The following is a 19,737-nucleotide window of genomic DNA, read 5'->3' on the forward strand; positions in this document are numbered from 1 at the left end:
GTCGATATCCGCGGGGGCAGAAGCGGTGGATTACGCCCGCGGATGCGCTTTCGCGCAGCCGCGGGCTAATCCAACCTACGAAGCCGCGAAGCCCCTTACGGCAGCTTCAGCGACGTTTCCGCGTTGTACGGCTTGAGCGTCTCGTCGGCGGCCTTCTGGGCGGCGATGAGGGCCTCCTTCGGCTGCTTCTTGCCGTTGAGGACCAGCATCACCTCGTCCTCGAGGTTCTTGCGCACCGGCACGGTCTTGTAGGTCGCGAACCAGGGCTTGGCGACGTCGAGCTGCTCGACGGCTGTCTTGGCGTCCGGGTTCTTGCTCAGGAACTCGACCATGTCAGGCGTCTTGTAGGCGGCCATGTTGGGCGCGAAATAGCCGGTGGCGCGGCTCCACCAGGCGCTCTTCTCGGGCGAGGTCATCCACTTGATCAGCGTCCACGCGGCCTTCTGCCTGTCGGCTTCGAGACCGGCCGGAACGATCAGCGAGGCGCCGCCGATCGGCACGGCGTTGCGGACGTTGCGCGGGATGAAGGCGACCTTGTAGGCGAACTTGGCGTTGTCGCGCACATAGGTCAGCGAGCCCGTGGACAGCATGATCATCGCGGCGTTGCCGGAGATGAAGGAGGTGCTGACGGCCGGACCGGGCGTCGCGCCGGGCGGATGCACCTTGTGCTTGCTGACGAGGTCGTTCCACCAGGTCAGCGCGCCGAGCATCGAGGGCGTGTCGTAATAGACTTCGCCGCCGAACTCCTCGTTGTAGTAGCGCCCGCCATTGCTCATGGTGAGCGTTTCCATCATCCAGCCGCAATAGTCATAGGCGCAGGGGATCGCGATGCCCCATTGGGTCACCTTGTCGCCCTCGCGCTTGGTGAGCTTCTTGGCCCAGTCGGTCAGCTCGGCCCAGGTCTGCGGCGGCTTGTTCGGATCGAGGCCGGCTTCCTTGGCCTTGTCGGCGTTGATGTAGAGCAGCGGCGTCGAATTGTGGAAGGGCACGCCATAGACCGAGCGGTTGATCACCGCGTTGCCTTGGAGCGCCGGGAAGAACTGGCCCAGGAATTGTTCCTTGGTGGTGCCGTCGGCGGCAATCAGGGAGTCCAGATTGGTGAGCTCGTTCTCGATCTGCATGTCCAGGAGGAAGTTCGCCGACATGATCACGGCGGAGGGCGGCTTGCCGGCCTTGATCGCGGCGCGCGTCTTGATCAGCGTGTCGTCGTAGGAGCCGGTGTAGACGGCGGTCGCCTTGATCGCGGGATGGGTCTCGTTGAACTCCTTGATCAGGGTGCCCATGTCGCGGGCGAGCTTGCCGTCGACGGGAACGGGGAAGAACAGGTCGATCTCGGTCGGACCTTCGGCCATCGCCGGGAAGGCGAGGGCGCCTGCCATAGTGCCTGCGACGGCGAGGCCAAGCATGAGCCTGCGGGAAAACAGCATCGAAAAATCTCCTATTTGATGCCTGAGGTGACGAAAGAGCTGATGAAGCGCTTCTGGAAGATCAGGAAGGTGACGAGCAGCGGTGCGATCACCATCAGCGTGCCGGCGGCGATGGTGCCCCAGGCCTGGGTGCCCTCCGCCGTCGCGGTGAAGACGGACAGACCGACCGTGAGCGGCCGCTTGTCCGGCGAATTGATCACCATCAGTGGCCACAGGAAGTCGTTCCAATGGCTGGTGACCGAGATGATCGCGAAGGCGGAAAAGCTCGGCATCGACAGCGGCACGTAGATGTGGCGGATGCGCTGGAACAGGCTGGCGCCGTCGATCAGGGCGGCGTCTTCGAGCTCGGTCGGAATCGCCTCGAAGGCCTGGCGCATGAGGAAGGTGCCGAAGGCGGAGGCGAAGAACGGCATCATCACGCCGGTCAGCGTGTCGTAGAGGCCGAGCTGTGCGACCAAGCTCAAATTCGGCACGATCAGCAGCACCGGCACGAGCATGAGCTGCATCAGGAACAGATAGAAGATCAGCGTCTTGCCGGCGAATTCGAGCCGCGCAAAGGCAAAGCCGGCCAGTGTGATCGTCACGAACTGCACCAGCAGGATGCCGGTGCAGATGATGGTGGTGTTGAGAGCGTAGCGCGGGAAGTCACCGATCTCCCAGGCATCCCTGACATTGTCGAGCGTCGGCTTCAGGCTCGGCATCAGCTCGGCCATGGCGTTGATCCCGTCCGAGGCAGGGCGCAGCGTCGCAACGCCCATCCAGAGAAAGGGGATGAGCCAGATGATCGCGAGCAGCACCGTCAGCGCAAAGCCGAGCTTTGGCGTGATCTCGCCCCTGGTGGCGAGCGGGGCGTCCTTGAACAGCCGGTCGATCAATTTCATGACCCGCCCTCCCGGTTCGCCATCGTCCGGAACGAGAGCGCGGTGAGGCCCATCAGCGCGGCGAGCGTCAGCAGCGTGGCCGCCGAGGCCTTGCCGATGTCGTAGTGCTCGACGGCCTGCTGATAGATGTAGAACAGCACGAGATTGGTTGCGTTCGACGGCCCGCCCTTGGTCATGACGAAGACATGGTCGACCTGCGTCACCGCGTTGAGGGTCGCGATCACGGTGACGAACAGGAAGGTGGGCTTGAGCTCGGGGAGGATGATGTGGCGCAGGCGCTGCCATGGTCCCGCGCCGTCGAGATACGCCGCCTCCATCACGTCCTCCGGCACAGCCTGGAGGCCGGCCAGGAAGAACAGCATGTAGTAGCCGGCGTTCTTCCAGATGGTGATGACCATGATCGCGTAGAGCGCGATGTCGTAATCACCGAGCCAGTTCGGCAGCACCGGCAGCAGGCGGCCGATGTAATAGTCGAGCAGGCCGACATTCGGCAGGAAGATGAACAGGAACAGCGCGGACGCCGCGACCATCGGGATCAGCACCGGCAGGAACAGCGCGGCGCGCAGCACGCTGTTCACGGCGTTGGTGCGCGACAGCGCCAGCGCAAACAAGAGCGCCAGGCCGATGCTGGGGATTGCCGTGCCGACGGCGTACACGAGATTGTTGACCACCGCGCCGGTGAAGGCGGGGTCGGCGAGCACCGCATTGATGTTCTCAAAGCCGACGAAGCGGACCGGCGCCTTGGGCGTGGCGCGCTGATACAGCGCGTCGACGATGACACGGCCCATCGCGCCGTAGGTGAACAGCGCGAGGAAGATCAGCGAGGGCAGCAGCAGCAGATAGGCCGGCAGCGAGGCTTTGAAGCGGGCGGAGAACCGCTTCAGGAGAAGCAGGCGCGGCGGCGCCGATGCCGCGACCGGGAGAGCCGCGGGTTCAGCGAGGCTCATTTCACCGCGCCGGGAAGTTGAGCGCATAGTCGCGGTCGTCCATCCCCGCCGGTGCGGCGAAGGGGAAGCGCAGACTCTGGTCGAGGAAGTCGTGACTGTGCACGACCAGGTTCTCGCCGTCGATCAGCACCACGCCATAGGCCGGCGGCTCATGGCTGGCGAGATGGTCGGTCGCGGCAGCGTCGAGCTCGAACCAGACCTGGTGGTTGGTGCCGCGGAGCGTCGAGAACGGGATCTTGCCATAGCTGCCGAAGATCGGCCGGTGCACATGGCCGAAGAAGAGGTGGCGGATGCGCGAACGATAGGGCGCGATCACCTCGGCGAATTCCGCGCTCTGTGCCAGCGAGATCTCGTCCATCGCGTGGACGCCGACCGGGAAGGGCGGATGATGCATGAAGACGACGAAAGGCATATCGGCCGGCGCTGCGGCCAGCGTGCTCGCGAGCCAGCCGAGGCGCTTGGCGCACATCTCGCCGGCGTGGCTGGTCTCGTCCAGCGTGTCCAGGAAGACGAACAGGCCGTGCTCGGTGGTGCGTGTACCCTGCACGAAGCCATTGGGATCGCGCGGCGCGGCCTTCAGGCCGTCGAGGCAGGCCACGCGCTTGTCGTGGTTACCGACCATGGCAATGTAGGGCATCTTCAGCGCGGCCATGGCGTCTGCGAAATTGGCGTAGGATTCAGGCTCGCCCCAATGGGTGAGGTCGCCCGTCACCACCGCGAAGGCAGCGTCGGACTGGTGCTTGTTGATGTCGGCAATCGCCGCGTCCAGACGGGCGCGCGGATCGAGGCCGTAGAGCTTCAGCCCGGGGTTCGCGAGATGCGTGTCGGTGATGTGGATGAATTTGAAGGGCATGGCACGCTGTCAGGACTGTTGGAGGATGGGCGCCTCCGGCAGGACGGCCCTGGACAGGCCGTTAGAGCGCGAGTGTTTCAGTTTGATGACAGCGGTTCCGGCGTCCACAACGCCGGTGTCGTAGGGTGGATTAGCCGAAGGCGTAATCCACCACTGTGAGCCAACTTCAAGTTGTGCTATTCGCTCGTGATGTCGAACTACCGCCGCGCATTAGCCTCTGGAGGCTGTTGGTTCTTTACGGTGAATCTGCTCGACCGGCAGAAAGCTCTGCTGACTGACCGGATCGAAATCCTACGAGATGTAGTCGCCGCTACGCGGGAGACCTATCCTTTCGCGATCAATGCGTTTGTGGTTCTGCCGGACCATTTGCACGCGATTTGGGAGCTGCCGTCCGGTGATACTGATTTCTCCGTCCGCTGGCGATTGATCAAGACGCGTTTCGCCAAAGCATTGCCAGCGAACGAGCGACTAAGCGCGGTTCGCGCAGCACGGAACGAACGCGGCATTTGGCAGCGGCGGTTCTGGGAACATCTCATTCGCGATGAGGCCGACTACGCGCGCCATGTTGAGTATTGCTATTACAATCCCGTCAAGCACGGGCACGTCTCGATGGTGCGCGACTGGCCGTACTCCTCCTTTCACCGCGATGTCCGCGCGGGACTATTTCCCGAGGATTGGGGCGGTGACGCCAAGTTGGCAGGCGAGTGAGAGCGTGCGTGATGGCCGGGTCACTTTTGTAGGGTGGATTAGCGAAGCGTAATCCACCTCTTTACTTTCCTCTGGTCAGAAGAAGTGGTGGATTACGCCTTCGGCTAATCCACCCTACGCACCGAGCTTGTCGCTCACGTCCCGCAAAACGTCTGCAACACCCGCTGATCCGGCAGCGGCGGATCGGCGTAGGCGGCATAGTCCGGCTGGTCCTCATACGGCTTCGCCAGCACCTTCACCAATTCCTCGAACGGCGCGTAGTCGTCGTTGTTCACCGCGGCCTGGATCACGGCCTCGACGCGATGGTTGCGCGGGATGAAGATCGGGTTGACGGCGTTCATGGCGGTCTGCCGCTCGGCGGCGGATTGCGGCTCGGCCGCGAGACGCTCGCGCCAGCGCCGGGCCCATTCATCGAAGGCTGCGGGGTCCATGAACTCTGCACGCGCGTCATCCGCGGCCGGATCGCTGGCGGCATCGCCGAGCCTGCGGAACGTGAGGGTGAAGTCGGCCTGGTTCTTCGCCATGGCGTCCAGCAGATCCTGGATCAGCGCCTCGTCGCCGTCGCGCTCAGTGAACAGGCCGACCTTCTTGCGCAGGCCTGCCTGATAGGCCTTGCTGAACGTCTCGGGGAATGCGCCGAGAATCTCCTGTGCCTGCTCGACCGCCTTGTCCTGCTCCTCGCCGAACAGCGGCAGCAGGCACTCGGCGAGCCGCGTCAGGTTCCACAGCGCGATGCGCGGCTGGTTGGCATAGGCATAGCGGCCCATCTCGTCGATCGAGGAAAACACCTGCGCGGGGTTGTAGGCATCCATGAAGGCGCAGGGGCCGTAATCGATGGTCTCGCCCGAGATCGAAGAATTGTCGGTGTTCATCACGCCATGGATGAAGCCGACCAATAGCCAGCGCGCGACGAGCTCGGCCTGGCGCGCGACGACGGCGGCAAGCAGCGCGTGATACGGCCGCTCGGTGCCTGATAGCTCTGGGTAGTGGCGGGCGATGACGTGATCGGCGAGCCGGCGGATCGCATCGGTGTCGCGGCGGACGGCAAAGAACTGGAAGGTGCCGACGCGGATGTGGCTCGAGGCGACGCGGGTCAGCACCGCGCCGGGCAGTGCGGTCTCGCGGATGACGTGTTCGCCGGTGACGACGGCGGCAAGCGAGCGTGTGGTCGGAATGCCCAGCGCGTACATCGCTTCGCTGACAATGTATTCGCGTAAGACGGGCCCGAGCGCGGCGCGGCCGTCGCCGCGGCGGGAGAACGGGGTCGGGCCCGAGCCCTTGAGCTGGATGTCGCGGCGGACGCCGTCCCTATCGATGACCTCGCCGAGCAGGATCGCCCTTCCGTCGCCCAGCTGGGGCACGAACTGCCCGAACTGGTGGCCGGCATAGGCCATGGCGATAGGGTCGGCTCCATCAGGAACCGTCTTCCCGGCCAGGATTTCGGCGCCCTCGGGGGTCTCCAAGAGGTCCGGATCGAGCCCGAGCTGGACCGCCAAGGGCCGGTTCAGCTTGATCAGCCGGGGGGCAGCAACAGGGGTCGGCGCGACGCGGGCGAAGAAGCTGTCCGGCAGCGCCGAATAGGAGTTCTGGAAGGGGAAATGGACGGTCATGGAGGTAAAGATAGGCGGAGAACGCCTGATGGCAAAGGCTTGAGGCCCAATCGGCCCAAAATGGGCCTTCCGGGCCCAAAACAGCCCGTTCCGTTGGTTGCCGCCTTGGGCCTCGTCGGGTAAACCCTGCCGCAACTTTCGGACCGGCCACCTCAGCCGTTCGATTCGCTTCCTCCGACACTGATTTTGGGACGACCATGCATCGCTACCGGTCACATACATGCGGCGCGCTCCGCGAGAGCAACATTGGCGAGACGATCCGCCTCTCGGGCTGGGTCCATCGCGTTCGCGACCATGGCGGCGTGCTGTTCATCGACCTGCGCGATCATTACGGCCTGACCCAGTGCGTGGTCGACCCGGACTCGCCGGCGTTCTCGTTGGCCGAAAAGCTGCGCTCGGAATTCGTGGTCAAGATGGACGGCAAGGTCCGTCGCCGCCCCGAAGGGACCGACAATGACGATCTGCCGACCGGCAAGATCGAGATCTATGTCAGCGAGATCGAGGTGCTGGGCCCCGCCGGCGACCTGCCGCTGCCGGTGTTCGGCGACCAGGAATATCCTGAAGACATCCGCCTGAAGTACCGCTTCCTCGATTTGCGCCGCGAAAAGCTGCACCAGAACATCATGACGCGCGTCGAAATCATCAAGTCGATGCGCAGGCGGATGGAAGGGCAGGGCTTCTTCGAGTTCAACACCCCGATCCTGACCGCGTCCTCGCCGGAAGGCGCGCGCGACTTCCTGGTGCCCTCGCGCATCCATCCCGGCAAGTTCTACGCGCTGCCGCAGGCGCCGCAGCAGTACAAGCAGCTGCTGATGATGTCGGGCTTCGACCGCTACTTCCAGATCGCGCCGTGCTTCCGCGACGAGGACCCGCGCGCCGACCGCCTGCCGGGCGAGTTCTACCAGCTCGACGTCGAGATGAGCTTCGTCACGCAGGAAGACGTGTTCGCGGCGATGGAGCCTGTGATCACCGGCGTGTTCGAGGAGTTCGCCAAGGGCAAGCCGGTGAGCAAGAACTGGCGCCGGATTCCGTTCGCTGAAGCGCTGCGCAAATACGGCAGCGACAAGCCGGACCTGCGCAACCCCATCGAGATGCAGGACGTCTCCGAACACTTCCGCGGCTCCGGCTTCAAGGTGTTCGCGCGCATGCTCGAAGACCCCAAGAACCAGGTCTGGGCGATCCCGGCACCGGGCGGCGGCAGCCGCGCCTTCTGCGACCGCATGAATTCGTGGGCGCAGGGCGAGGGCCAGCCGGGCCTTGGCTACATCATGTGGCGTGAGGGCGGCGAGGGCGCCGGTCCGCTTGCGAACAACATCGGGCCCGAGCGCACCGCTGCGATCCGCGCGCAGATCGGCGTCAAGGAAGGCGATGCCGCCTTCTTCGTCGCCGGCGATCCCGACAAGTTCTGGAAGTTCTCTGGTCTTGCCCGCAACAAGGTCGGCGAGGAATTGAACCTCACCGACAAGGAGCGGTTCGAGCTCGCCTGGATCGTCGACTTCCCGATGTACGAGTACAACGAGGACGACAAGAAGGTCGACTTCTCGCACAACCCGTTCTCGATGCCGCAGGGCGGCCTCGAGGCGCTGAAGGGCCAGGATCCGCTGACCATCAAGGCGTTCCAGTACGACATCACCTGCAACGGCTACGAGATCGCCTCGGGCGGCATCCGCAACCATGTTCCGGAAGCGATGGTGAAGGCGTTCGAGATCGCGGGTTACGGCGAGCAGGAAGTGGTCGAGCGCTTCGGCGGCATGTACCGCGCCTTCCAGTACGGCGCGCCGCCGCATGGCGGCATGGCCGCGGGCGTTGACCGCATCGTGATGCTGCTCTGCGGCACCACCAATCTGCGCGAGATCTCGCTGTTCCCGATGAACCAGCAGGCCATGGACCTCCTGATGGGCGCACCCTCGGAAGCCACGACCAAGCAGCTCCGCGAGCTGCATGTGCGGGTGAACCTGCCGCAGAAGTGAGCTGATCCTTCGCCTCTCCCCGCTTGGGGGGAGGGCGCAACGCATCGAAGATGCGATGCGAGTGAGGGGGCTCTCCGCGAGTCGACCTGATTGATATGGCGTCAGGTCTCTCCACATCGTCATTGCGAGCGCAGCGAAGCAATCCAGAATCTTTCCGCGGAGGGACTCTGGATTGCTTCGCTGCGCTCGCAATGACGCGGAGGGATTTTCGCTAGTCCAACTGCCATCCTTTGCGCAGGGATGCCGCCTACAGCCCCGTCGACGCCTCGATCCGGAACTGCGCGAGCGCGACGATCGGCTCGCTGTTCAGGACATCCACGAGCTGAAGCACCGGCACCTTGCCGAGCGGCGTCAGCTTGATGGTGAGCGTTTGCCCTGACGTCTCGACGAAGCCGGCGAGGGCATCGACCGCTGCCTTGGCGTCGAGATTGGCGGCCGCGATCTTCTCCCCCTGTGCCCGGATCATCTCGACGATGGCGCCGCGCGCCGCGTCGCGGCTGACATTCTGCATGCGCGAAAACTGCGCCACGACCAGATCGACGACGCCGCTGTCGCGCAAGGAGAGCTCGATCGCGCCGGCTTCGATCTGTCCGGCCTGGCTCAAGGCCTGCCCCGCGTCGGCCGTGAACACGCCGCGCGGGACGTTGGCGAGTGCGAGGCGGAGCTGCGCCCTGGCGAGGTTGCCGAGGTCGATGGTGGCCGGCGCGAGCGCCAGCGCGCCGGAGGACTCCGTCCAGGCCGCGCCGAGATCGAGGTTGATTGCCAGCTTGTCGATGCCGGCCATCGTCAGCGGCAGCTGCGTCGGATTGGCCGGATCGGTGGGGGCGACCATCTTCACGACCAGGTTGGCCTTGCTCGGGATCGACCCGACCAGCTGGCCCCAGTTCAGGCTGATCGTGTCGATGGTGACGAGCTGCCGCGTGTTCTTGTAGGGCGAGACCACGCCTTTGATCTCGGCGCCTTCGAGCACCTGGAACAGGCCCAGCATCTGTTCGGGCGAGGGCGCCTGCCCGGGAGTGGTGAGGCTCGCGGCCCAACGCATCAGGTTGGCGAGGCTGAGTGATTTGAGCGCGAAGCGCTCCATCTTCACTTGGCCTTGCGGCGTCGGCGCATCGAGGCCTTCGAGCGCGAACTCACCCTCCTGGTACCTGATCGCCCTCAGCCGGGGCGTCCCTTGCGGGGTCGTCACCGACATGGTGCCGATCTCGATCTTGCCGACGCGAAGGCCGTCATAGAGGCCGGCGAGCTTCTCCATCATCTCGCGCGATTGCGCCGGGGTCGGCTGAACGTAGCGGTCCGTCGGCAGCAGTGCGAGAATCTCGGCCGGCCGGAATTTCGACGGCCGGACCGCGATATCGGCGATCGCGATGCCATCGACCTGCATCCGCATGCCCTGCGTCGACGTCGCCACATAAGTGCCGCTCGACATTTGTCCGTAAACGCGATGGTAGCTGTCGTCGCTCGCCTTCTGCGGATCGAGGGCGGCGGCGATTGCGGTCGAGTCGAATTCATTGATGATGATGTCGGACATCTCGCCGGTCAGCTTGTCCGCCTTGCCGGCCTGCTCCACGTTGATCGTGAAGGCGGCGCGGTCGGCCTTCATCGCGTCGACCTTGCCCTTGCCGAGCTTCTGGATCGCCAGACCCGAATAGACGACCTCACCGCTGCCGGCGGCGCCTTTGCCGGCATCGAAGGCGACGGTGAGGGTCGGGGCCGCGATTGAAGATGCGGTCACGCTCGCATATTGATCGAGCACAAATCGGTACAAGTCGATCAGGGAGCCTGACGCCGGCGCATTCTGGGCGCGAACAGGGCCCGCGTAATCCCGCACGATCATCTGCGGGACCTTGTAGGAGGTCTTCAGCTTCCCGGGGCCGACCTCGTCCAGCGCGACCTCGAAACCGGAGATCTCGATGCTGTCGGCTGCAAAGCGGGTCTCATCGGCCTGGCGGACGCCCACACCCTTGATGCCGGCGATCTTGACGCGCGCCTGCGGCTGCCCGGCGGGATCGACTGCGATGTCCTCGATCGTCAGCGTCCGGCTCGTCACGTCGAACGCCACCCTGCCGTGGCTTGCCTTGCCGCCCTGGCTGCGGATCCGGTCGAAGACGGCCTCGATCTCCGCGGTGGCGCGATGCCTGGCATAGAGGTCGAAGCCGAACCATCCGCCCGCGCCGAGCACGGCGAGTGCGATCAGGCCGATCAGGATCCGCTTCATTCTCAGCTCCAGTTGCTCGTTTTGCACTGCGCAACCTGCCATATTCGCAAAGCCCGGGGCGGTCCAGGGAAAGCTATGGTTTTCAATTATTTGACCGCGCGGCCTGTTGATGGGGGCGGAATCGGATGTTGCCACCGGGGCGCCGGCCGTGCTTCATCCCGTTTCCATGACCCGGAATACCGCAACCCGCGACAGACCGGTCAGGACAACGTAGTTTGAGGCCGGTAACGCGAGGCAAGACCGCATGTCGTCCTATTCTGATGACCTCCACCAGGCGGCGCTCGCCTATCATCGTCTGCCGCGCCCCGGCAAGCTCGAGATCCAGGCGACCAAGCCGCTTGCCAACCAGCGCGACCTCGCGCTTGCCTATTCTCCGGGCGTTGCGGCTGCCTGCACCGAGATCGCCAAGAACCCCGCCGAGGCCGCGACGCTGACCACCCGCGCCAATCTGGTTGCCGTGGTCTCGAACGGCACCGCGGTGCTCGGCCTCGGCAATATCGGCCCGCTGGCCTCCAAGCCCGTGATGGAGGGCAAGGCGGTTCTGTTCAAGAAGTTTGCCGGCATCGACGTGTTCGACATCGAGATCGCCGCCGACACCATCGACCGGGTGGTCGAGACCGTGGCGGCGCTCGAGCCGACTTTCGGTGGCATCAATCTCGAGGACATCCGCGGGCCGGAGTGCTTCGAGATCGAGGCGCGGCTGAAGGAGCGCATGAAGATCCCGGTCTTCCATGACGACCAGCACGGCACCGCCATCATCGTCGCCGCCGCCATTACCAACGGCCTCAGGCTGAACGGCAAGAAGCTCTCGGACGTCAAGATCGTGGCCTCGGGGGCAGGGGCCGCGGCCATCGCGACGCTCAATCTTCTGGTGTCGATGGGCGCGCAGCGCAAGAATATCTGGGTCTGCGACATCGACGGCCTCGTGCATGAGGGCCGCAACACCTCGATGGACCGCTGGAAGGCGGTCTATGCGCAGAAGACCGACAAGCGCACCCTTGCCGACGTCATCGGCAGCGCGGACATCTTCATCGGGCTGTCGGCACCGGGCGTGCTCAAGCCTGAGATGTGCAAGGCGATGGGCGACAAGCCCCTCATCATGGCGCTCGCAAATCCCACGCCCGAAATCATGCCGGAGGAAGCGCGGAAGGTGCGCCCCGACGCCATGATCTGCACCGGCCGCTCGGACTATCCGAACCAGGTCAACAACGTCCTGTGCTTTCCCTTCATCTTCCGCGGCGCACTCGACGTCGGCGCCAGCGCCATCAACGAGGAGATGAAGCACGCCGCCGTCGAGGCCATCGCGCAGCTCGCCCGCGAGGCGCCGTCGGATGCGGTGGCGCAAGGGGTCGACACCGGCGAGATGGGCGGCTTCGGTCCGGGCTCGCTTATTCCGAGCCCGTTCGATCCACGGCTGATCCTGCGCGTGGCGCCGGCTGTTGCGAAGGCCGCAATGGAGTCGGGCGTCGCGACGCGTCCCATCACCAATTTCGACGAATATGCCGCGCAGCTCATGCGCTTCGCCTTCCGCTCCGGCCTCGTCATGAAGCCGATGTTCGCCAAGGCCAAGACTCAGCCGGTGCGCGTGATCTACGCCGAGGGCGAGGACGAACGCGTGCTGCGCGCCACGCAGGTGGTGCTGGAGGAGAAGCTGGCGACGCCGATCCTGGTCGGTCGTCCGTCCGTGGTGGAGGCGCGCATCAAGCGCTTCGGCCTGTCGATCAAGGCCGGCAAGGATTTCGACCTCGTCAATCCCGAGGACGATCCGCGCTACCGATCCTACGTGCAGTCCTATGTCGAGGTCGCCGGCCGCCGCGGCGTGACGCCGGATGCGGCGCGCACGGTGGTGCGCACCAACAATACCGTCATCGCCGCCCTCGCGGTGACGCGCGGGGAGGCGGATGCGATGCTCTGCGGCGTCGAGGGCCGCTACATGAGCCATCTGCGCCATGTCCGCGAGATCGTCGGCTTCTCGCCGGGCATCAGCGACTATGCGGCGCTGGCGCTGCTGATTACCAGCAAGGGCGCCTTCTTCATCGCCGACACGCAGGTTCGCCCCAATCCGAGCGCGGAAGAACTGGCCGAGATCGCCTCGCTCGCGGCGGTCCACGTCCAGCGCTTCAACATCAAGCCGAAGATCGCCTTCGTCTCGCATTCCGATTTCGGCAGCTACGACACCGAATCCTCGCGCAAGATGCGGCGGGCGACCCAGCTCCTGAAGGACAAGCATCCGGAGATCGAGGCCGACGGCGAGATGCAGGGCGATACCGCGCTCTCGGCCGCCGCGCGCAGGATGGTGCTGCCGCACTCCAAGCTCGAGGGCGAGGCCAACATCATGATCATGCCGACCCTCGACACCGCCAACGTCGCCTATCAGATGATCAAGTCGCTCGCGGACGCGCTGCCCGTAGGCCCGATCCTGATCGGGCCGGCGCGCCCGGCGCACATCCTCACCCCCTCGGTGACCGCGCGCGGCATCCTCAACATGACCGCAGTCGCCGTCGTGGAAGCGCAGGAGCGCGCGGCGCGCCAGCAGCCGACGTTGTTTACGTAAGATTGACGTTCCGCGAACTCGTCATGCCCGGGCTGGTCCCGGGCATCCACGTTCCTTGTCCGGCGAGCTAAGTCGTGGATGGCCGGGTCAAGCCCGGGCATGACGTCGAGATCGTTGTGCCAATCGCGCCGCCCTCGATTCGATTCCGCGAGGGAGCGCCTACGAATGGCGCGCGGCCAGCTTTGAATTACTCGCAGTTTTCCATTTCCCCGTTTGTAAACCGGCGAACGACTCTTCATAATCGCTCGGGACTTTCGTCCAGGTTCCGATTTTAGAAAGCCTGAGCCAAGAGGCCGATCATGCCAGCGTTCGTGACTTTCGGGCGAATTCTGTTTGCCGTGCTGTTCATCTACACGGGCGCAACAAAGCTGTTCGCCATCCAGGCGACCGCCGATTTCATCGCCACCAAGGTCGTGGTGCCTGAAATCATCGCGCCTTACGCCAAGCAGATCGAGACGGCGAGCGCCATGACGACGCCGCAACTGCTGGCCATCGCGGTCGGCGCGCTCGAGGTCATCGCCGGCTTGATGATCGCGCTGAACTTCGGCGCGCGGTTCTTTGCCATGCTGCTGATCATCTACGTCGCGGTCGCGACCGTGCTGTTCTACGATTTCTGGAATCTGGCGCCGCCCGACAACGCCAAGATGCTGGTCGACGCGCTGAAGAATCTCTCGATCATCGGGGCGCTCTGCATGATCATCGGCTACGGCCGCACCACGCGCCCGGCCGAGGCGGCGTACGGCGACGTGTAGCCGCCGCGCTTCCAGAACGGCTTCGCGTGCCGCTCGCGTGAACCCTCGTTCACAGATTATGGCTTTGATATCACAGCGCTTCCACATAATCGTGGCCGCCATGGAATGCACGCACGTCCCGACTTGTCGGACTGTGTTTGAGCCGAATACTACCGGTCGCGGTCGAATAGGGCCGGCGCGGTTCGGGCGATTGGGGGCGGACTTGGTTCATTCGAGGCGACGGGTGGCTGCGCGTGCGGCTGCGGTTCTGGGCGTAACGTGGGGTCCGACGTTTGCCGTCGTGCAATCTTCTGCGGCCGATCTTCCCGTAAAGGCGCGGCCGCTAGCCGCGCCCGTGGCGAACTGGACCCAATTCTACATCGGCGCTGGACTCGGCTTCGACTTCGCGACCGGCCGGTCAAACCTGACACCGGTCGGCGGCGGCCCGGACTTGTTCAATCTCGACGGCTTGCAGGGCGCCGATCTCGGGCTGTCTGCTTTCGCCGGATTTGACGTCCAGGTTGCGCCGCGGGTAGTGGTCGGCGGTTTCGTCGATTACGACTGGTCGCGTCAGAGAACGACGGCCAGTGCGACGAGCACTTTTTTTGGCCAGAGCCTGAGCGCTGCGCTGCCGTCGTTGGACCAGGGCTGGACGATCGGCGGCCGTGCAGGATTTCTGGTGACGCCCGATATCCTGCTCTATGGCCTCGCCGGCTACAGCGAGATGCGGATCAACAACTGGAACCTCAACTACCTGATCCTCGGCGGAGGCCCCTCGTTCACCGTGCAGGAATCGGCGCTGACGTCGCACGGTTACACGGTCGGCGCCGGCGCGGAGTATCGCCTCGCCAATAACGTCTCGCTGCGCAGCGAATACCGCTACGTCGCGCTTGGCCGTAATACGACTGTCGATCCACTCGGCGCGGTCTGGACCACCGACCTCTCCGAGCATGTGGTCAGGATCGGCGCTGCCTATCGCTTCGGCCAGTTCGGCGGACCAGCGACTGCATCGGCGACGCCGGCGCTGACTCCCACATGGACGGGCGTCTACGTCGGTGCGGGCATCGGGGGCGATGTCATCACGCCCCATGTCGCGGGCTCGTTCGCCGGCGTGCTGGATTTCAACGCGTCCGGTCTCGGCGGCGCCGATGTCGGCGGCACCTTCACGATCGGCTACGATCGCCAGATCGCCCCGAGATGGGTTGTCGGCGCATTCGGGCTGATCGATGCCGGGACGAATGGCGGCGCCAAGGTCACTGCATCGGCCGGAGGAGCTGGTGTCGCGATCTCGTCGGATCTCGCTGCGGTGAAGTGGGGTTGGACCGTCGGCGGACGCGTCGGCTATCTCGTGGCGCCGGAGACGCTCGTCTATCTGCTCGGCGGCTACAGCGGAACGACCGCGCAGTCGATCTCGTACGATTTTCTCGGATTTCCCGGCACCGCTCCGACGCGGGAATATCACGGCGCGACGTTCGGCGGCGGCTTCGAGCGCTTCTTCACCGACAGCATTTCGGCCCGAGCCGAATATCGCGTCACGCATCTCGGCGCGAGGGACGATCTGGCGTCTGATTTCATGACCAGCCTGAGCGCAGGCGGCACGGTGCACACGCTGCGCGGTGTGCTGGCCTATCACTTGCCGACGCCGTAGGGCAGGCCTGCGCTAGCCGCGCCGCCACGGCGTCACCGTGACGTCATGCGCCGCGTCGAGCAGGAACGGCGCGCCCGGCTTCATCCCGTGTGCCGCCAGCACCTCGTGCGGCGTCCGCTCCGGCACGCCGACAAAACAGCCTTCGCCGCCGGGCAGGCGCAGATGCGGGGCCTCCGACAGCCAGAACGTGTCGTAACGGTCCATGAACATGTCGAACACGACGGGACCGCCGATGATCGCGACCATGCCGGAGGCGACATCGGCGAAGGCGCAGGCCTCTTCGAAGCTCGCGTGATCCGGATTCCACAATGTCGCGTTCGGCATCTCCGGATCGACGGTGAGCGCCTTGATCTTGCGGGTCGTGATCAGCCGCTTGCGCTTCGGAGAGTTTGGCTGCTGCTCGTGCGAGTGCCGGCCGTGCACGATCAGCGCGGCGCGATCGAGCGCCTGCTCGAAGAACAGCTTGTCGCCTTCGAACTTCAGGGTGTCAGGCATGACATGGCTCGCGTCGGCGAGCATGCCGTCCGCGGAGACGATGACGTAGCCTTCGATGCGGAAGGACAAGGGCGCGGCTATTCGGAGACCGTCGTCACCACGCTGTTGACCGGCCGGTTGCTGACCGTCGGCAGCTTGATGTCCTTGAGCAGCTCCTGGTCGTACTCCGGCAGCGTCGACGCCGGGAACTTGGAGCGCATCGCCACCACCTTGTAGCCGCCCGCCTTCAGGCGCTTGAGGAGCTCGGGCAGGGCTTCTGCCGTATGCTTCTGGAAGTCGTGCATCAGGACGATGCCCTTGCCCTTGCCGTCGAGCTTCTTCATCACGGTCTCGACCACCTTCTCGGGCTTGGAGGCCTTGAAGTCGAAGGAGTCGATGTCGCAGGAGAAGATCGCCGTGTTGCGGTTGCCGAGATAGGTGACCATCTCCGGCGGATGCTGGAGCGCGGGGAAGCGGAAGAACGGCGAGGGCGAGATGCCGCCGAGCGCCCACTTCACCGCCGAAAGGCCCTTCTCGATTTCTTCCTTGCGCTGCGCTTCCGTGAGCTTCTTGTTGTTGAGATTGGCGTGCGACCAGGTGTGGGTGCCCACGGTGTGGCCGGCCGCGTAGACCTGCTTGAGGATCTCCGGCTCATAGGTCGCGTGCTTGCCGATCGAGAAGAAGATGCCGGTGGTGCATTCATCGGCGAGCGCCTTCAGCACGGCGGGCGTGTTCTTCGGCCAGGGGCCGTCGTCGAAGGTCAACACCACCTCCTTGTCGCGCAGGAAGTCGAGCTCCTTGAAGTGCTCGAAGCCGAAGCCTGGACCGCCTGTCGTGTCGATCTCGACGGTGCGGGCGACCCCGAGCGCGCCGGGTGTGTTGCAGGCCGCGCGCGCGGGCTGCGGGGCTTGTTTGGGCGGCGGCGGATTGACGAAGCCCGCTGGCGCCGCAGCCGCTGCGGGGGCCGGTGTTGCGGCGGCGGGCGCTGCGGCGGCCGGCGTCGCCGCCGGTGCGGCTGCAGGCTTCGCGGCCGGGGTCTGCGACCATGCCGCGCCGGTCATGCCTAAAGACATCGCGCTTGCCAAAATCAGTCCTGCCGCCACACGCATGGTGTTGTCCTCGAGATTGATCCCGTTGTTCCGCCGTGGCTTTTCGCCTCCGGCAAAACCATCCTGCTCCAAACGATCCTAGCCTAGATGGTGGGCCCTCGCCATTGCAACGGCTGTTTGGCATCCCGCCACAATTGTGCCCAACCGGATGGGACGCGTTGCGTCAATTGTCGGCCAGTGCCTTGGCAACCGCCGTCTTGATCCGCGTATCGGTCGGCTCGATGGCCGAGGCAAACACCTCGGCGATATAGCCGTCACGCCCGATCAGGTATTTGTGGAAGTTCCAGCGCGGAACATCCTTCGGCCGCGCGTCGGCCGCCCATTTGTAGAACGGATGCGCCTTGGCGCCGACCACCACGACCTTGGCTGCGATCGGGAAGGTAACGCCGTATTGGTGGTGCGTGGTTTCCGTGATCTCGCTCGTTCCACCCGGCTCCTGGCCGCCGAAATCGTTGGAGGGCACGCCAATCACGGTGAGTCCGCGCTCGCGAAACTCGCTCCAGAGCTCTTGCAGGCCTGCATATTGCGGAGTGTAGCCGCAGAGCGAGGCCGTGTTGACCACCAGCAGAGGCTTGCCGGTGAAAGCGGCGAGGCGGATGTCGTCGCCGGACAATGCCGGGAAGGAGAAGGCGTAGGCCGCGATCCGACTCATGCCGCCATCGGCGAACGCGCGCGTCACCGGCGCGACGGCGCCTGCAAGCGCTGCGACGAGCATGGTCCTGCGGTTCATCATGACGGCATCCCCCCGAAATGATCCGGGGCGCATGTTACTCCGCCGCTGCGATTGGCCTCGTCAACACCGCGTTATCTGGACGCGAAACCACTTCGCTCGAAACGCCCTAGTACAGGCGGACGATGAAATCGGTGCCTTCGCCGGTCTCGCCCTGGTTGATGCCCTGGTCGGAGACGATGATCGAGCCGCCAGAGGTCAGCATCTCGTTGACCTTCGCCATGGTGTCGGCGGGGATCGCGATGCGGTCGAGCGCCTCGGCCGGGCTGTCCGGCGTGATCGCCGGCTTTGCCGCGACGGGAATCACGGCGGCGCCACGCTGGCGGCGCGTCACGCGGCTGTCATCCTCGCGTGCGGCGGAGCGAGCGGAGACGGGCAGCGAAATCACCGACCAATGCAGTGCATTGGCGTCGGTCTTGTCGACTTCGGCGGTGAAGACATGCGTGCCGAGCGGCCGGTCGCTGGCGGCGATCGTGACCGGCGCCTCGAACAGTGGCGCGAAATTCTGCCGCACGTAGAGCTTGGAATCCTTGCGGCTGATGAAGACCGCGATCTGGCCGGCCCGCTTGGGAGCCTCCGGCTTCGCCGCCGGCATGGGATCGGCAGCGCGGCTCTCGTCCTTTTTGGCGTCCGCGGGTGCCGCAGCCGTCACGGCGGCGTCAGGCTTCTTTGCAGTGCCGGCCGCTTCAGTCTTGGCAGGCTCCGCAGTCTTGGCGGGCTCCGCCTTTGCGGGCTCGGACTTCGGCGCATCTGCCGGTTCGGTCTTGGCGGTGCCGACCTTGTCGGCGGGCTTGTCGCCGGCGGCGGTTGTCGCCTTGGCCGCTTCCGCGGAATCGGTCGGCTTCGCATCAGCGTTCGCCGGCCTGGTGGTTTCTTGCGATTGCAGCCTGGCCGCGCCAGACGCTTCGGCGGTTTTCGTCTCGGGCAGGGCAGGCGCTTCAACCTTGTCGGCCGGTGCGGCCGCTTCCTCGCGGGCCGGCGCATTGCCGGTCGTGATGTCCGACATCACGGTGTGGCCGACCGACGAGCGCAGCTCGAGCACGCTGTCGGCGCTGGCGGTCCTGGTCTCGAGCGGTTTGGCGTCAGTGACCTTGGCTTGCGCCGCGCCCTTGTCGGCCTTGTCGGCGGTATTGGTCTGAGGCTCGACGCTGGCCGCAGGCTGCGGCGGCACGCGCACTGAGGCGAGCAGAGGATGCGAGAAGTTTTGTGGTGACATCTGGCCGGGCGCGACGATCACGCGCGCGCCCATCTTGGTCCAATTCCACATCTTCACCGCGAACGCCATCGGCATGCGGATGCAGCCATGCGAGGCCGGATAACCCGGCAGCACGCCGGCATGCATGGCGACGCCGGACCAGGTGATCCGCTGCATGAACGGCATCGGCGCGCCGCTATAGATGTTGGAGTGGTGGAATTTGTGCTTCTGGATGACGCTGAACACGCCCATCGGCGTCGAATGGCCCTTCATGCCTGTCGACACCGGGGATTCCGCGAACACGCCGTTGGTGTCGTAGACCGTCACCTTCTGCCGGTCGATCGAGACGACGATGACGAGCGGCCCTTGCGGCTTGGTGCCGACTTCCTTCTCGGCAACCCCGTTCTTGCCGGCCGCGCCGCGCTTCTGCGGCTTCTGGCGTACGACTTCGGGATGCCGATCCTGCCGGGAGACGTAGGACCCGTCGGAATAATCCGTCCAGTAGTAAAATGCTGCTTCCGCCTGGCTTGCCGTACCGATTGCGCCCGCCGCCGTCAAAATGGCGACCTGCCACAGCCGCATCGGCTTTGCAGCAGAACCGGACCCGTTCACGCTATTCATCCTCGAATCCATAATCCAAATCAGACATTAGTCTTTGCAGAGGGGATACGCGTTCACCAGC

General features: G+C 65.0%; 15 protein-coding genes. 5 read left to right on the forward strand and 10 right to left on the reverse strand.

Annotated elements, in window-relative coordinates:
• Positions 1-95 precede the first annotated feature (95 nt).
• From E4K65_RS06745 to E4K65_RS06760, 4 genes are read right to left on the reverse strand one after another with little or no spacing between them, the layout of a single operon-like run.
• Positions 96-1,427, reverse strand: a complete 1,332-nt coding sequence (locus E4K65_RS06745; RefSeq protein WP_135173475.1) for an ABC transporter substrate-binding protein — start codon at positions 1,425-1,427, stop codon at positions 96-98.
• An 11-nt stretch (positions 1,428-1,438) separates the two neighbouring features.
• Positions 1,439-2,308 (reverse strand): carbohydrate ABC transporter permease, encoded by an 870-nt coding sequence (locus tag E4K65_RS06750; RefSeq protein ID WP_027542940.1) that lies wholly within the window; start codon positions 2,306-2,308, stop codon positions 1,439-1,441.
• On the reverse strand, positions 2,305-3,255 hold the full coding sequence (locus tag E4K65_RS06755) for a carbohydrate ABC transporter permease (RefSeq protein ID WP_167770583.1): 951 nt from the start codon (positions 3,253-3,255) through the stop codon (positions 2,305-2,307). Before E4K65_RS06755 ends, E4K65_RS06750 begins: the two co-directional genes overlap by 4 nt.
• A gap of 1 nt (position 3,256) precedes the next feature.
• Positions 3,257-4,108, reverse strand: a complete 852-nt coding sequence (locus E4K65_RS06760) for a phosphodiesterase (RefSeq protein ID WP_135173477.1) — start codon at positions 4,106-4,108, stop codon at positions 3,257-3,259.
• Positions 4,109-4,297: 189 nt separating this feature from the next.
• Here E4K65_RS06760 and E4K65_RS06765 point away from each other — a divergent pair, with 189 nt between their 5' ends.
• Positions 4,298-4,816, forward strand: coding sequence for an REP-associated tyrosine transposase (locus E4K65_RS06765; RefSeq protein ID WP_135173478.1), 519 nt, complete (start codon positions 4,298-4,300; stop codon positions 4,814-4,816).
• A 134-nt stretch (positions 4,817-4,950) separates the two neighbouring features.
• Here the strand turns inward: E4K65_RS06765 and E4K65_RS06770 are convergent, their stop codons facing one another.
• Positions 4,951-6,426, reverse strand: a complete 1,476-nt coding sequence (locus E4K65_RS06770; protein ID WP_135173479.1) for a protein adenylyltransferase SelO — start codon at positions 6,424-6,426, stop codon at positions 4,951-4,953.
• 197 nt (positions 6,427-6,623) lie between these two features.
• Here E4K65_RS06770 and aspS point away from each other — a divergent pair, with 197 nt between their 5' ends.
• Positions 6,624-8,396, forward strand: a complete 1,773-nt coding sequence (aspS, locus tag E4K65_RS06775) for an aspartate--tRNA ligase (RefSeq protein WP_135173480.1) — start codon at positions 6,624-6,626, stop codon at positions 8,394-8,396.
• Positions 8,397-8,643: 247 nt separating this feature from the next.
• Here aspS and E4K65_RS06780 read toward each other — a convergent pair whose 3' ends face one another.
• Positions 8,644-10,614 carry a hypothetical protein gene (locus tag E4K65_RS06780; protein WP_167770584.1) on the reverse strand — a complete coding sequence of 657 codons (1,971 nt, stop codon included), beginning with the start codon at positions 10,612-10,614 and terminating at the stop codon, positions 8,644-8,646.
• Between the two features lie 244 nt (positions 10,615-10,858).
• Between E4K65_RS06780 and E4K65_RS06785 the strand changes: the two genes are divergently transcribed.
• The 3 genes from E4K65_RS06785 (at position 10,859) to E4K65_RS06795 (ending at position 15,547) form a co-directional block, all read left to right on the forward strand.
• On the forward strand, positions 10,859-13,168 hold the full coding sequence (locus E4K65_RS06785) for an NADP-dependent malic enzyme (protein ID WP_135173482.1): 2,310 nt from the start codon (positions 10,859-10,861) through the stop codon (positions 13,166-13,168).
• 299 nt (positions 13,169-13,467) lie between these two features.
• Positions 13,468-13,920: a DoxX family membrane protein gene (locus E4K65_RS06790; protein ID WP_027542933.1), complete on the forward strand. Its 453-nt coding sequence runs from the start codon at positions 13,468-13,470 to the stop codon at positions 13,918-13,920.
• A 223-nt stretch (positions 13,921-14,143) separates the two neighbouring features.
• Complete coding sequence (locus E4K65_RS06795; RefSeq protein ID WP_235885514.1) at positions 14,144-15,547, forward strand: outer membrane protein; 1,404 nt, start codon at positions 14,144-14,146, stop codon at positions 15,545-15,547.
• A gap of 12 nt (positions 15,548-15,559) precedes the next feature.
• On the opposite strand, the gene E4K65_RS06800 is transcribed toward E4K65_RS06795, so the two are convergent.
• From E4K65_RS06800 to E4K65_RS06815, 4 genes are all read right to left on the reverse strand, one after another.
• On the reverse strand, positions 15,560-16,111 hold the full coding sequence (locus E4K65_RS06800) for a dihydrofolate reductase family protein (RefSeq protein WP_167770585.1): 552 nt from the start codon (positions 16,109-16,111) through the stop codon (positions 15,560-15,562).
• A gap of 8 nt (positions 16,112-16,119) precedes the next feature.
• On the reverse strand, positions 16,120-17,130 hold the full coding sequence (locus E4K65_RS06805; protein ID WP_135173483.1) for a polysaccharide deacetylase family protein: 1,011 nt from the start codon (positions 17,128-17,130) through the stop codon (positions 16,120-16,122).
• Between the two features lie 163 nt (positions 17,131-17,293).
• Entirely contained in the window at positions 17,294-17,863 is a 570-nt protein-coding gene (locus E4K65_RS06810) for a glutathione peroxidase (RefSeq protein WP_135173484.1), read from the reverse strand.
• Between the two features lie 106 nt (positions 17,864-17,969).
• Positions 17,970-19,676, reverse strand: a complete 1,707-nt coding sequence (locus tag E4K65_RS06815) for a L,D-transpeptidase (protein WP_167770586.1) — start codon at positions 19,674-19,676, stop codon at positions 17,970-17,972.
• Positions 19,677-19,737 lie beyond the last annotated feature (61 nt).

This window comes from Bradyrhizobium niftali (assembly GCF_004571025.1).
GTDB classification, from domain to species: domain Bacteria; phylum Pseudomonadota; class Alphaproteobacteria; order Rhizobiales; family Xanthobacteraceae; genus Bradyrhizobium; species Bradyrhizobium niftali.

What these genes read in the sequence shown, in the direction of transcription:
- E4K65_RS06755 (WP_167770583.1), bottom strand. Translation starts at nt 3,255, where the DNA reads ATGAGCCTCGCTGAACCCGCGGCTCTCCCGGTCGCGGCATCGGCGCCG.
- E4K65_RS06770 (WP_135173479.1), bottom strand. Translation starts at nt 6,426, where the DNA reads ATGACCGTCCATTTCCCCTTCCAGAACTCCTATTCGGCGCTGCCGGAC.
- E4K65_RS06750 (WP_027542940.1), bottom strand. Translation starts at nt 2,308, where the DNA reads ATGAAATTGATCGACCGGCTGTTCAAGGACGCCCCGCTCGCCACCAGG.
- aspS (WP_135173480.1), top strand. Translation starts at nt 6,624, where the DNA reads ATGCATCGCTACCGGTCACATACATGCGGCGCGCTCCGCGAGAGCAAC.
- E4K65_RS06780 (WP_167770584.1), bottom strand. Translation starts at nt 10,614, where the DNA reads ATGAAGCGGATCCTGATCGGCCTGATCGCACTCGCCGTGCTCGGCGCG.
- E4K65_RS06805 (WP_135173483.1), bottom strand. Translation starts at nt 17,130, where the DNA reads ATGCGTGTGGCGGCAGGACTGATTTTGGCAAGCGCGATGTCTTTAGGC.
- E4K65_RS06790 (WP_027542933.1), top strand. Translation starts at nt 13,468, where the DNA reads ATGCCAGCGTTCGTGACTTTCGGGCGAATTCTGTTTGCCGTGCTGTTC.
- E4K65_RS06815 (WP_167770586.1), bottom strand. Translation starts at nt 19,676, where the DNA reads ATGAATAGCGTGAACGGGTCCGGTTCTGCTGCAAAGCCGATGCGGCTG.
- E4K65_RS06760 (WP_135173477.1), bottom strand. Translation starts at nt 4,108, where the DNA reads ATGCCCTTCAAATTCATCCACATCACCGACACGCATCTCGCGAACCCC.
- E4K65_RS06745 (WP_135173475.1), bottom strand. Translation starts at nt 1,427, where the DNA reads ATGCTGTTTTCCCGCAGGCTCATGCTTGGCCTCGCCGTCGCAGGCACT.
- E4K65_RS06765 (WP_135173478.1), top strand. Translation starts at nt 4,298, where the DNA reads ATGTCGAACTACCGCCGCGCATTAGCCTCTGGAGGCTGTTGGTTCTTT.
- E4K65_RS06810 (WP_135173484.1), bottom strand. Translation starts at nt 17,863, where the DNA reads ATGATGAACCGCAGGACCATGCTCGTCGCAGCGCTTGCAGGCGCCGTC.
- E4K65_RS06785 (WP_135173482.1), top strand. Translation starts at nt 10,859, where the DNA reads ATGTCGTCCTATTCTGATGACCTCCACCAGGCGGCGCTCGCCTATCAT.